General features: G+C 60.5%; 20 protein-coding genes. All 20 read right to left on the minus strand.

The window, feature by feature from the left end:
- Positions 1 to 6 precede the first annotated feature (6 nt).
- The 20 genes from V6607_RS11320 to V6607_RS11415 all read right to left on the minus strand — a co-directional run bounded on the left by V6607_RS11320 (position 7) and on the right by V6607_RS11415 (position 11,616).
- On the minus strand, positions 7 to 384 hold the full coding sequence (locus V6607_RS11320; protein ID WP_236470415.1) for a TIGR03745 family integrating conjugative element membrane protein: 378 nt from the start codon (positions 382 to 384) through the stop codon (positions 7 to 9).
- An 18-nt stretch (positions 385 to 402) separates the two neighbouring features.
- Complete coding sequence (locus V6607_RS11325; RefSeq protein ID WP_200656396.1) at positions 403 to 642, minus strand: TIGR03758 family integrating conjugative element protein; 240 nt, start codon at positions 640 to 642, stop codon at positions 403 to 405.
- Positions 639 to 965 carry an RAQPRD family integrative conjugative element protein gene (locus tag V6607_RS11330; protein ID WP_338743836.1) on the minus strand — a complete coding sequence of 109 codons (327 nt, stop codon included), beginning with the start codon at positions 963 to 965 and terminating at the stop codon, positions 639 to 641. Before V6607_RS11330 ends, V6607_RS11325 begins: the two co-directional genes overlap by 4 nt.
- A gap of 119 nt (positions 966 to 1,084) precedes the next feature.
- On the minus strand, positions 1,085 to 1,333 hold the full coding sequence (locus V6607_RS11335; protein WP_200656394.1) for a hypothetical protein: 249 nt from the start codon (positions 1,331 to 1,333) through the stop codon (positions 1,085 to 1,087).
- Between the two features lie 124 nt (positions 1,334 to 1,457).
- Positions 1,458 to 1,919 (minus strand): hypothetical protein, encoded by a 462-nt coding sequence (locus V6607_RS11340; protein WP_338743837.1) that lies wholly within the window; start codon positions 1,917 to 1,919, stop codon positions 1,458 to 1,460.
- A 217-nt stretch (positions 1,920 to 2,136) separates the two neighbouring features.
- On the minus strand, positions 2,137 to 2,883 hold the full coding sequence (locus V6607_RS11345; protein ID WP_338743838.1) for a TIGR03747 family integrating conjugative element membrane protein: 747 nt from the start codon (positions 2,881 to 2,883) through the stop codon (positions 2,137 to 2,139).
- 18 nt (positions 2,884 to 2,901) lie between these two features.
- Positions 2,902 to 5,025, minus strand: a complete 2,124-nt coding sequence (traD, locus tag V6607_RS11350; RefSeq protein WP_338743840.1) for a type IV conjugative transfer system coupling protein TraD — start codon at positions 5,023 to 5,025, stop codon at positions 2,902 to 2,904.
- A 10-nt stretch (positions 5,026 to 5,035) separates the two neighbouring features.
- Positions 5,036 to 5,509: an integrating conjugative element protein gene (locus V6607_RS11355; RefSeq protein ID WP_338743841.1), complete on the minus strand. Its 474-nt coding sequence runs from the start codon at positions 5,507 to 5,509 to the stop codon at positions 5,036 to 5,038.
- On the minus strand, positions 5,506 to 6,060 hold the full coding sequence (locus tag V6607_RS11360; protein ID WP_338743842.1) for a transglycosylase: 555 nt from the start codon (positions 6,058 to 6,060) through the stop codon (positions 5,506 to 5,508). Before V6607_RS11360 ends, V6607_RS11355 begins: the two co-directional genes overlap by 4 nt.
- Positions 6,042 to 6,755: a TIGR03759 family integrating conjugative element protein gene (locus V6607_RS11365; protein ID WP_338743843.1), complete on the minus strand. Its 714-nt coding sequence runs from the start codon at positions 6,753 to 6,755 to the stop codon at positions 6,042 to 6,044. The genes V6607_RS11360 and V6607_RS11365 overlap by 19 nt, the downstream gene beginning before the upstream one ends.
- Before the next feature lie 9 nt (positions 6,756 to 6,764).
- Positions 6,765 to 7,439: a hypothetical protein gene (locus V6607_RS11370; protein WP_338743844.1), complete on the minus strand. Its 675-nt coding sequence runs from the start codon at positions 7,437 to 7,439 to the stop codon at positions 6,765 to 6,767.
- The gene (locus tag V6607_RS11375) at positions 7,436 to 7,957 is read right to left on the minus strand and encodes a PilL N-terminal domain-containing protein (protein ID WP_338743845.1); all 522 of its coding nucleotides are present in this window, start codon (positions 7,955 to 7,957) and stop codon (positions 7,436 to 7,438) included. Before V6607_RS11375 ends, V6607_RS11370 begins: the two co-directional genes overlap by 4 nt.
- 172 nt (positions 7,958 to 8,129) lie before the next feature.
- Positions 8,130 to 8,846 (minus strand): hypothetical protein, encoded by a 717-nt coding sequence (locus tag V6607_RS11380; protein ID WP_338743846.1) that lies wholly within the window; start codon positions 8,844 to 8,846, stop codon positions 8,130 to 8,132.
- Positions 8,847 to 8,919: 73 nt separating this feature from the next.
- A complete protein-coding gene (locus tag V6607_RS11385; protein WP_338743847.1) occupies positions 8,920 to 9,477 on the minus strand; it encodes a hypothetical protein in 558 nt (185 codons plus the stop codon).
- 74 nt (positions 9,478 to 9,551) lie between these two features.
- A complete protein-coding gene (locus V6607_RS11390) occupies positions 9,552 to 9,674 on the minus strand; it encodes a hypothetical protein (protein ID WP_338743848.1) in 123 nt (40 codons plus the stop codon).
- A gap of 21 nt (positions 9,675 to 9,695) precedes the next feature.
- Entirely contained in the window at positions 9,696 to 9,839 is a 144-nt protein-coding gene (locus tag V6607_RS11395; protein ID WP_338743849.1) for a hypothetical protein, read from the minus strand.
- A gap of 14 nt (positions 9,840 to 9,853) precedes the next feature.
- Positions 9,854 to 10,117, minus strand: a complete 264-nt coding sequence (locus V6607_RS11400) for a hypothetical protein (RefSeq protein ID WP_338743850.1) — start codon at positions 10,115 to 10,117, stop codon at positions 9,854 to 9,856.
- Positions 10,118 to 10,212: 95 nt separating this feature from the next.
- On the minus strand, positions 10,213 to 10,701 hold the full coding sequence (gene radC / locus V6607_RS11405) for a DNA repair protein RadC (protein WP_338743851.1): 489 nt from the start codon (positions 10,699 to 10,701) through the stop codon (positions 10,213 to 10,215).
- Positions 10,702 to 10,788: 87 nt separating this feature from the next.
- Entirely contained in the window at positions 10,789 to 11,046 is a 258-nt protein-coding gene (locus V6607_RS11410) for a hypothetical protein (RefSeq protein WP_338743852.1), read from the minus strand.
- 66 nt (positions 11,047 to 11,112) lie between these two features.
- A complete protein-coding gene (locus V6607_RS11415; RefSeq protein ID WP_338743853.1) occupies positions 11,113 to 11,616 on the minus strand; it encodes an STY4534 family ICE replication protein in 504 nt (167 codons plus the stop codon).
- Positions 11,617 to 11,994 lie beyond the last annotated feature (378 nt).

An 11,994-nucleotide genomic window follows, 5' to 3' on the forward strand; every position in this document is an offset into this window, starting at 1 on the left:
TGGGCCTCACAGAATGGTGGCGGCTTTGTCGAGGAACCAGAGAATGATCACCACCAACAGAGCGCCGATCCCGACCACCGCGCCCAGATCCTTCCAGGTCTTGCGCTGGTTTTGCACATCGGCGTAGACCGTCAGGGAGTGCCAGGCGACCCCCAGAAAGGCCAGAACGGCAATGAGCAGCCCGATCATGATGCCGCCGTCATAGGCGTAGTTCTTGATGGTCTCGATCAGGCCGCCGCCTTCGCCGCGAGAGGGCGCTTCCATGGCGGGCAACTCGGCCAACGCCATACCCGGCCCCAAAATCAGGACCAGACCGAAAGCCTGCTGCTTGGCTTGTGTGTAGCGGGATTTGATCAGCGCAGTGTTGAGGACGGTGGGGATCATGGCATTACCTCCAGGGCATCAGGACAACGTGAAAAACATCAGGACCAACAATGCGACGGACACCCGGGCGGCGCTGCCACCCAGTGCCCCGAAACTCACATGACCCGCCGCCCAGCCTCGGTAGCCGGTCCACAACGCCCAGCTACACCACAACAGCGCGATCACCAGCGTCAGCGAGATCCAGAGCCCAGAGCTCAGTTGTGGGGTATAGCCGGCGGCGCCCTGAAAGGCTGCGGTTTGCGCCTCAGTCATGCTCATGGCGGTGACTCGCGGGCGGGTTCGGCGGCGTAGTCGCCGATCAGTTCGGTGGGATCGGCAGGTTGGGCACGGCGAGGGGACAGATAAACCTGGAGGCCCGCCTCGATACGCTGAAGGTCGTGGCGGAGCCTGGGGTAATCAAATTGGTAGCGCGCAGTTGAGTTCGACGATTGGTCGGCACGCTGCGCGATCTGATTGATCGCTCGGATTTGCTGAATGATGAGATCCAGCTCTGCGCGTTCATCGCCGGCATACGCCAGCGCATTGAGCGATGCCATCGCGAATAGGCTGAGCAAAACGGTTTGGCGCTTCAGAGCAGACATGAGACTGATCTCAGATAAGACTGGGACCTAGGCTCTTGGAATGGGAAGTCGCAAGCATTCGTTTAATCGAATACAGGGCTATCGAATTGGAGGCAGGGCTTTCGGTGTAGCGGTGATGCTCAATGGAGAGTCGGCAGCGGGGGCAGACGGGAGACCATCCGATTAAGCAGCCCCACAGGATCATCCGGGACGATTTCCATGAACTGCCGCAATTCCCTGAGCGCGAGCCGATGGCGGTCATCCTGACGCAACCAAAGCCTCAACGACTTGAGTCGCCGACGATCACCGGGCGCCTGCAGCACACCATCGCAAAGTCGCATCGCACGATCTCGCATGCTATCGGTGACGCGTTCAAACTCGTCGCTCATCGTAATGAATTCCAGCAGTTGCCCAAGGCGGCCCAGTTACTAGAACATTGAACCATAGGCGAATGGCCGATGGTACGCGAGTATCAGCCCCCTCCGGCTAGCATCGATGTGGGACGCCTTTCAACTACCGCGAACCAGGGCTGCAAGGCCGATGATTTGCATCCGTAACCAGTGCTTTGGCGTTGTCACCGGACGCGATAGTCGTCGCGTAATCCATCATGACAGCTTCCACCCGCACGACTTCGACACAACTCACGTTGCGGTCTCGGATTGACGTCACTTTTTCAAGAGGGCCAATGCTTTGGCCTCGGTTTATGGGCCCCAGAATTTCGATACTTTCGTCCGCCATGCTCGCCTTCGTACCGTCCGTAGTGTACGCAGCCACGAATGCGCGCAGCGTCTTCAGGGTTCGCGGAAAACTGTTCTTGATCGTGATGTGCACCTCCAACTGTCCGCTCGCAGGGGCGACGCTGGATGTCAGCTGTGTGATCGCGACCGGGAACGCCGCGGAGGTGCCTTGCGGGATGGACTGGCTGGCGCACGCGCCTAGCAGCAAGCAGCTGATCGTCGTCAGGATGTGTTTCATGTGAGCCTCTGTGATGGATGCTGTGTGAGTCCTCGATGGCTAACAAGGGAAGGTGGATGCTGAAAAGCCTAGCACCGCGAGCTCCGTGGGGACGTCGGGCTGATTTATCGACTAGCGTGCTGAAACCTTTAAGTTAAATTCGAGATAAGGGTCGATGGGCACATACAGTGGAAAAGCTCATGTGCCGCAATCCTTGGTGAGGGGCCTGTGAGGGGCTTCAAAGATACTTTTTGAATGTCGAGGCAGTGATGGCAACCATGATCCCTAGCAGAGCTGCGCAGGGCATCAGCACCCACAGAGGATTTAACGTGATGGGCAATGACAAATAGACAATCCAAGGTAGGAACATCAGGGGGATGAGCGATCGCTTGGCGCGATGGTAGATAAAACTACTTTCGCGTGCGGCGCCGAACTTTCTCAAGTCCCGGCGCATCAATCCGTCGACCAGCCCCGTCAGCGTCGCAAGCAAAAACAGCGGTGCCGCCAAGGTCAGCACCGCTAGGCGCACCGCAAAAGTCATCGTCGTGTAGACCGCGGCGAGGATGTAGTCCTTGGTGAGCACATATACGCCACCGACCCACGCCCAGAAGCTATCGGATTGCCCGATCTCGCTGGCGCGAGCGTCCAGGCGCGCTAGCCCGGTTCCCTCGATGAGCCACTCCTGCAAAAGCGTCAAACCCTTCAGCGTCGCTGCACCCGGTTGCTCAACAATGAGCGAGTTTTTGAAGTGGCTGCTGAGCCACGCGAGCTCGCTGTCGAGCATCGCATAACTGTGGTGCCAGCCTTGCTCCGCCCAGAACCAGATCAGCCCTATGTATTCCATGATGATCGACGCCAGCAGGGACATGAAGAGCAGTCCGATGACCTTCAGCACGCCGGCAATGAACGACATGATCAGGCCAGGACGTTGCTGCGGTGGGGCCTGCCGCGGTGGATCGGCGCTCACAGCACTAGCCGCTCGCATAGGGACTTTGCAATACAGCTATCCACGGCGACGTCCTGGCGGGGGTTGCTCTGGGTCATAGTCCACCGTCGGACCGCCGCCGCTGGCGGTCCACCACTTGTTCGCGTGGGCGTTGTACGCCGCACGCATGCGGGTGGCCAACTCCTGCAGGTCCTTGGGCATGGCATCGTCATCCGCCGGTTTGGGCAGGGGCATCCGCACCTTCCAGAGCTGTCCGCCTTCCTGGAAGGAAAACATTTGGCCCTTGGGCAGACTGACGATGTGCGCGGGCTCGATCAGCGGTACGGCAGTGGTGCTGACGCGATCCTGGGATGAGGACGTGAAATCGGTATGGGCATCGGGATCCGCGGTATCCGTGGCGCCCGAGACCAGGGTGCGTGTCTGCACATTGACCTTGGGCAGTTGGTGCGTGAGCAGCTCGGCGGTCGCGGTCTCGCGCACACGAAGCATCTGCAGCGTGTTGAAGTTGCCAATGACCTGACCGGCCTTGGCGCGGTTGCCGATCCTGGCTTCGATATCGCTCAATGTCTGGGTATAGGCTGTCACCTGGATACCGGCGCCACCACCCTTGTTGATCAGCGGAATGAACTCGTCGCCCATCAGCTCGTTGAACTCATCGGCGTGCAGATTGATCGGGAGTTTTTGCCCGGAGGCATCGGAATCGGGGAGTCCATGGTCGACGCCATGTTTGTAGATATGACCCGCGACCGACACCAGGTCGGCGAACATGGAGTTACCGACTGCCGCAGCCACTTCGGCGTCGGTGAGGGCATCCAGGCCAACGTAGACGATGCCGCGTTTGCGGATGATCTGCATCCAATCGAAGATCGGCCGCGGATCTTCCAGGTCGGTGTAGTTGGGGGCCAGCAACTGCGCGGTCTTGCCGCTGGTAAGCTTTTCCAGCAATGGCAGCAGGGAAGCCACGATTTTGTCGAAGTAGGTGCGGTCATAGCGTACCGCCGAGCGCAGACCATCCATGACCGGATCAAATATGCGCTTGGCGGCCAGGTATTGCTCGATCGCTACCACACGCTTTACGCGCCCGACCATGTGCCGCGGGATGTTCTTCTCGTTGAGCTTGCCCTCGATCTGCACGATGGCTTCCCAGGCACTGGCATCATGCCGGGCAAAGAACTGCTGGGCGTATTCGATGAACAAGGCGTCGATGTTCACCACGTGCCGCTGGATCTGCAGATAGTCCGGCCGGCGGCCCAGCTCGACCAGCGCGCGGGCGATGATGTTGACGAAGCGCCAGGCAAATTCGCGAAACGCCGCAGAGTTACCTTCGCCACTCAGTTGGCCAGCAATGCGGGTGGCCACTTCAGAGATGCGGCCGAAACGACCGACTGCGTTGTAGCGCGCGGAGATGTCTGGCCAGCCCAGGTGAAAGACATAGAATTCCTTCTCGCGACCGGCCCTTCGCGACTCGACGTACATGCGCTTGAGCAGATCGGCATCGCCCTTGGGGTCGAACACGATCACCACTTCGGGCGCTTTGCGGTGGATATCCTGGGTAATGTACACCTCTGCCAATCGCGTCTTGCCGACCCGGGTGGTGCCCAAGACCAGGGTGTGTCCCACGCGTTCACCCAGCGGTAGGCTGACTTCGGTTTCGTTGGGTTCGACCCCATGCAGCAGCGGCGAGCCACCCACCGGCGGCAGCGGCCTGACGGGGTTGAAGGCGCTGTCCCAGGCAGTGGCGCGGCCCAGCAGAGTGAGCGGGTAGGGCGCCCATTCCAGGCGCCTTTCGAGGTGCCGGGCCATGCGATGGGGCAACGATTGGTTCACGTAACGGGCGACATCCGGATCCTGAGCTTCGACCAGGCGCTGTGTGTGCAGGCGGGTCCAGCGAAAGCCCCTGCCCATGAACAGCCGTTTACGGCTCACCGGTATTTGGCGGCTGGTCAGCTCGTAGCGGGGCAGGCGCCGGATATTGCGCCGGTAGCGCAGCACCATGCGCGCCTCATTGAGCCGCTTGAGGCCGAAGGCTGTGTAGGCCATGGCCATCCCGGCGCCGATCTCCGGGGAGAGCGCGACAGCCCAAGGGGAGTGCAGGCACAGCGCAGCGGCTCCTCCGCAGACCGCCACGGTGTACAGCTCAACGGCAGGGCGTAGCAACGACTCCATCACGTGATCGGCCATGACGGGTACCTTACTGTTCCAGGGCAGTGGCGGTGATCAGTACCGGGTAATGGGAGAGCTGTAATCGCTCCGCAATATCATCGCCACTCACCGGCATGACGGTCAGCTCGGGTACCAACGACTGGATGCGTCGCAGCGAGCCGGCATCAGTCACGTCCACCACGAGTCCGGCGGCGCCAAGCTCTGTCAGGCGGGTGGCATTGCTGCTCAGCCACTCCAGTGAGGTCGCATCCTCCCCGACCAGGAAGAAAGGTTTGAGGCCTAGCATATGCAGTGTTCTGGCATCAACACGGCCTGGGCTCAGCTTCGGGCTACGTACCGGCAGGATCCATTGCAGTCCCGAAGGGAGGGACATGTCGGTATGAATGATCGACGGCGACACCGGGTTGAGCTTTCCGGTGTTGTCCTGGGCCGCCGCGGGTGCAGCGCACAGCGCAGCGATAGCCAGCGACAGCAAAAGGCGATTGAGGTCATGTCCAATCATGGTGAGGATTCCAAGGTGGGAGAAGTCGAGGCCTGTAACTGCTGCAGCTGCTGCCGAAACTGGGCGCGGTAGCGCGCGGCGATCGCACCACCCGCTGGGCGGTGGTAGCGGCCGGCCGCTAGGACCCAATCGCCGGTCAGATCGTAGTGCTCGCGCAGTAGCGTCGCGGTCACGATGAGGTTTTGCTGCGGATCCAGGGCGGCACATGGGGATGAATAGCGTGCGCCGTTATGGCCCAGGTTGGTTTGCCCCAGGCCGACATCAATACGTTTGAGGTCGTGTTGCCTCGCAGCCTCGTGTATCCCTTGGCAGGCTGCGTCACGCGTGGGATAGCGTTGCCCCTGGCCGGCAATGTTCAGTGTCCAGGGCCAGGGGATGCGCTGACCGCGAAGCAGCGTCCCGCTCTCCTGCAGCGCCACCGCGAACAGCACGGTCGCCGGGACGCCGGTGCGCTCTGCGACGAGTTGGTAAGCCGGCGGCGGGATGCTCTCGGCAAGCACGAGACGCACCGGCAGCAGCACGGCCAGCCAGGCTATTCGATGCGCTGCCATTGGCCATTGACCTGTTCGAAGCGGGCGGGGAGCGAGCCAAAGGCACCGAGGCTGAACCAGCGACCGCGGTCATGATTGAGGGTGATCTGCCGACGTTGAACATTGGCAGGGACAATCCCCGCTGCCTTGGCCCAGCGCCGCACTGAGTCATCGTCACCGTCGCTACCCACTAGGTACAGATCGAACGCCGTACCCTGGTCCTGCAGATGCTTCGCCGCATTCATGCAACTGTCGCAATCGACTTTGACAAAGAGCGCGCTGCGAGTGGCGGTTTGAGAGGCGGTACTGGCAGTGGTCGCCATCCCCTGGATTGGCATCAAATCGGGGTACAGCTTGGCCCACGCCTGCGTGTAGGCCTTCTGATAGGCCAGCTCGCGTTCGGCACGCTTGGCCTCAAGGCGAACCTGCAGCTCAGCATAACGCTGGCGTTCCTGGTCCGTCTCGGCCTCGACGCCGAGGGTGGTCAGAGGATCGAGCTGCGGGCTCCAGTAGCGGCGCGGACCCACTTGCAGCGATTCGAATTTGGCCCATTCCTGTTCGGTGAGCCCCCATATCTCCTGGGAGTGCTGGGCTGAAGCCCGCAATGCTTGCCGCTCAGGTGCAGTGTGGTCTGCGGTCGAGATGTCAGGGGCGGCCAGGGCCAGGTGGCAGAAACAGCCCATCGACCAGGCGGATAACGACACGAAGGTTTTCATGGCGCCTCCCTATGGGATTGGTAGGGTTTGAGCCTGGCCGGCGATCGAGAACACGGCAGTGCTCGTGTTCAGGTTGTCCAGTCGCCATCCGCCAAAGGTCTCGCCAGTTTGAATCAGGCGTACCGAACTAAGCGTTCGGTCGCCCAGTGGCAAGAGCGACAGAAAGCGCTCTGGCCCGCGAAGCTCGCTGCCCATGATCGAGAAGGGTGGCGTTGGCGGTTGTGGGCGTGGGCGTGGGACGGCCGGCGACTTGCTTGAAACGCTGGCGGGTCTCGCCTTCGGCGGAGGCGCCGCTTGCAGACGGACTTGAGCCAGTTGCTCCTCGATGAGCGAGAGCCGTAGCTCCAAAGGCTGCAGGTCGAGATTGGCAGTTGGTGCCTGCTTGGCGACCCTAAGGGATTCGATGTCGCTGGCCAGTTGCACCGTCTGTTCACCGTGCTCGGTTTGTGTCGAGGCCAGCTTGGATAACGTGCTTCGCAGTTGCGCGATGGCGGTATCAGCCAAGCCTTGCTTGTTGTTCAGCTCACTCCATTGGCGTTGGTACTCGGAGACCGTCATTTCGTTTTGCGGTTTGGCCTGTAACGCTTGTAGCTGCCGATGCTGATTAACGGCCACCGCCGCGAGTCCCGACGTACACAGGCACAGGGCGCCGACAACCAGCGCCTGAAAGGAAGTCGATTTCATGGCTGGCCCTCGGCCGTTAGCGATGGGTCGTTGGTAACGACCTGCCGCTGGGTAAAACACACGGTGCGCAGCACCGGATCCGTCTGCAATTGCCAGGCCTCGCCCCCCAACACGTCCAAGGTGTCTATCAGCGAGATGGGCCCCAACTGGTAGTGCACTGACGGCAGTGGACGACTGAACAGCATCTGGACCCCAGGGGTAGCGGCGCACAGGGAGTACCCGGATCGTTGCAGGATGAAGTGCAAGGCATCGGCGACCGTGGCGTTGAGCGTCGGCGTGATATGGACGTCGATGATCTGAAGCAATGGATCACGTTGTTCCACGGTTGGCTGGGTGCTCACCAGGCCGTAGCGCCCTTGGGCGATTTCCTGAGTCGACTTCGGCTTGAACCTGGGATCGATCGCGCTGGATACCACAGGCTTTGTCGTTCTGGGCACAGGCGGAGCGTCAGTGCGGGCGGTGGCGCACCCGGTCAGTGCGAGGGCCAACGCGAGACTGATGGGAAGATTCAGGTTCATGATGAACTCTCGGCATTTGCGAGGGCTAACCATGGCAGTCAGGATGACACAGCACTTACCAGAAACCCGAATTCAACCTGGCCACTTTTCTGAACTCCAGGATGCGTTAGCCTCAAGTGGTTGCCGGTGCGCCACGCAGAAAAAAAGCGCCCGTATCAAGGGCGCCTTTGGTTCAATCATCAGGGAAGATGGGCAATCCAGGCACTGCCGCAGCGTCAGGATCAAGGAACAAAAACCGCACATCAGCCTCACCTGCCAGCATCAGAATCCTGATCAGCGCCTCGGGCACACCTTCACCGCGCATGCGCGCTTCGACGTCGCTACTGTTGGCATCGAACGAACGTCGAGAAGGATTTGCCGACCACGGAGTCGAGTAGAGCTTGAACCCGACCGCGGTACTGCCCGGCAGGCTGAAGCACTCGAAGTAGCCCATCGATCGCCCGCTGCTGGCCGGAAAGCAAAAAGTCCACAGGTCCGGCTGAGGCACGTGGGCACTGCTGATTTCCCAGCTGCGGCTGTAGTGGCCGGTCTCAAACGCCATCTGCAGGATCGCCGATTGCGCAGCAGCCTCGGTGGGGAAATCCCCAAGGTGCACAGCGCTACCGAAATGGTCAGCCGTCACCTGGTAGATCACTGCCGCGACGGTGCCTTCGGACATGTATTGCGCTTCCAGATCAGGGTCTGGCTTTGGATCAGTACCGACCCATACCATGTCGTCGTTGAAACGGCAGGCAAGGTGCTCGATGTGCTCGTCGCTCAGATGAATCTGCGACGGGTGCAGCGTGCGGTAGCAGGGCGGCTGCTTGTCGTCGTAGATGATCATCAGCACGCGTTCGCTGACCATGGCCAGGTAGCCGCGGGCGAAAGGGTTTTCAGGTGTGGTGTTCATGCTCGGGTTCTCCACAAGGTGAGGAGGGCCCAGCCCCAAGGGGGAAAGGCCCCCAAGGGATGTGCATCAATAGTTAGATGTTCAGCAGCTTCAGCACGTGCGGCCGCCAGCGAGTGGGGATAATGCGGGCCTGGAGATGGTCTGCCTGACGCCGCAGGTTTTTTGCGGTGCTGTGGTTGTCCCAACGGTCTTCGTCGATGGCTTCTGCCAACAGGCGCCTTATTTGCGCTTCGGCTAAGAGCAATTCGTCACCGGTGCGGTAGGGCGACAACCAGGTCAGCGCGGACTGCCTGACGAGGCCTGACAGCACGGTTTGACCGCCGCGATCCTGAACTGAGATACGCTCCGGCCGAAAGTCCAGCACCGCATCGTCGATGAAGCCAGCGTTGCCCGAGACCAGATAATGCAGGGCCTTGAGCAGGCATTGCTCGAGCAAGCCGCACTGTGCGAGCTCGATTGTCAGCGGCATCCAGAAGGTGTGAGCAAAGCCATCATCATCCGCGAGTTCTGCCTGGCCGTGGGCGAGCACCCGGAACTGACGTTCGAAGATGTCCTGGCGCAGGGCTGTTCCAGCGAGGTAGGGGTTGTGAACGAAAGCGACGCCATCGAAGTGCTGTATATGAAGGTTCATGCTGTCTCTCCAAGGTTATCGAAAAACCGGGAGAGTCCGCCCGATGGGGAGGTTACTCCCCGGTCGGGTCTGGGTCAGTGCGAGAGCGCTTGCAGCGCGTGAGGTATCCAGTGTTCGGCGATCATCCGGCCTTGCCACTCTTCGGCCTCGGTGCGCAGTTGCCGGGCGGCCTCGTGCAGACCATCGTGGGTATGCACTTGTGCCCGATTCAACAGAACCTAAGCGGTCAGTCTGGCGTACATCCGTTCGGTTCGAGTCACACAGGGCGACAGCCACTCGATGCTTGCTTCACGGACAACGCCCGACAGCACGGTACGGCCCTGCAGGTCGACGATGTTGACCTGATGGATTCTGAAATCCACCGCGCGCGCCTGCTCTAATGCACGCAGCCCAAAGGTGTCGCTAAACAGGCAATCGTGAGCAGTCGCCATGCCTCGGTGATCAGGCCACAATAGCCCAGCACCACCAGCGCTCGTTCCTGAAAGGCCTGGGAGCAAAAGCTGCTTTTGGAAAAGATCATCTCGCCGTGACCCATCACCACGAATTGACGCTCGAACACGTCGCGTCGCAGCAGGGTGTCGGGTGCGTACGGGTTTTCCAAAAACTGAACGCCCGCCAGATCATTGATGGACAGTTCCATGGTGATTCTCCTGTTTCGGTTGAGTGAAACCGGAGTCACCGCCTCCCCAGCGGGGAAGAGATTTCCCCGGCAGGGTGAAGCGTTTGCACGTGAAGTCAGAGCCAACCCATCTCGGCGAGCGACACGGGTCTTCCCTCACCCACCACGAAGTGATCCAGAACGCGGACTTCCACCAACGCCAGGGCATTCTTGAGCTGTGCGGTGAGGTTGCGATCGGCCTGGCTGGGTTCGGCACACCCTGAAGGATGGTTGTGGGCGAAAATGACCGCGGCGGCATTGCAGGCCAAGGCGCGAATCACGATCTCTCGCGGGTACACGCTGGCACTGTCAATGCTGCCGAAGAACACTTTTTCAAAACTCAGGGTCCTGTGACGTGCGTCCAGGCAGACCATGGCGAAGACCTCCTGGTGATGCCCGGCCAGTTGTAGCTTCAGGTAGTCGGCCACCGCAGTCGGACTGAACAGGCATTCACCACGGGTGAAGTAACGCCGATCCAGCAGGTTGAGCGCTTCGGCAATCATTTGGTCTTCTGCACCGCGGCGGGTGACATCGGTACCGTCGATCAAGGTGAGGGGAGCGTGCATGGTGTGATCCTCCAGTCGCAAAGGGGCGCACCCCAAGGGCGTGATGGCCCCTGATGGGTTGGGTGAAAGAGCTTTGGATTTCAGTAATCACAATCGGGTGAAACGGTGGCGGGTGCCGTGAAGTGAGCAGTGACACGCATCACAAGGTGACGTGGAAAAGTGGTCGATGCCTAGGCCGGTCTCTGAGTCGAAATCAGCGCTCAGGGGCATCAGTTCCCGAGCACCCGCATGGATTGCGGCCATGCGCTGCTCGAGTTCCTCATCGGTGTAATACAGGGACAGCGCGCTGAAGTCGTCATAGGCGACGGCAAACAGGCAGGTTTGGCAGAGCCAGAAGGATTCCATCGGAGCCTCCTGTGGTGGAAGAAAAGGCGCTCGGGGGAGAGCGCCTGTTGCGGGATAGCGGACGGATCAGGCGGTTTGTCGTGCCTGCGATTCGTCCTGATGCTGTGCGTGATCTGCATCAGCGGTGGGTTGCTCCGCATCGGCGGCAATGGGCGTGCGGGCCGGGGCCTTGTACACCAAGGTGCCGTCGACCTTGATCCACTCGATGAAGATCAAGCGGCCTTTGAGACTGGCGCCGGGTTGACCCTGGCGTTCGCCTTTTTCGTAGATGAATGCATCGGTCCACAGATCACCGATACGAAAGCCCAAGAGGACTTTGCGTTCGGCCTGGACGTCGGCCATGTGTTGGCGGATCAGCCTTTCCGCTTCACCACCGGCGACCTTGCAGTCGAAACGGGTGTATTCCACGTCATCGCTGGCGCCATGCAGGGCAGCGATATCACAGGCCATGAACGGCTGGCCGCGACGAACCGTGACTTCACGCACGCGGTTCAGATAGCCGATGCCTTGGGTGTGCAGGTTGAAGTAGCTGCTAGCTTGGGTTTGGTTTTGGGCAGTGGACTGAGTCATGGTGAATCTCCTGTTTGCAAGAAACGCGGAAACCCACCGTCCCGGCGGGAGGTGAATTCCGCAGGGGGATGGCAAGTAGGCCCAGAAGGGCTGAGAAAACAATCAGCGATCATCACCGACGAATCGATGACCGTGCGAGCTGCCGAACGCGAATCGCACTTGGGAGAACCACCATCGAAATGGCGCAGCCTTGAAGGTTCAAGCTGCCTGGGCGCTGTCATCGACAGCAAGTGCAGCCCATCTATAAAACGCGATCAATGGGACGTCAACAGCCGATCGAACAGAGGCTGTTGGCGCAGATTCGAGCGGCACACAGTGGAAACGTCGCGGGCGAAAAATAGCCCGACGGTCATCGGGCTGGGGACAAAAAGGACCACC

The sequence above is a fragment of the Pseudomonas sp. KK18 genome (assembly GCF_037094675.1).
Lineage (GTDB): Bacteria > Pseudomonadota > Gammaproteobacteria > Pseudomonadales > Pseudomonadaceae > Aquipseudomonas.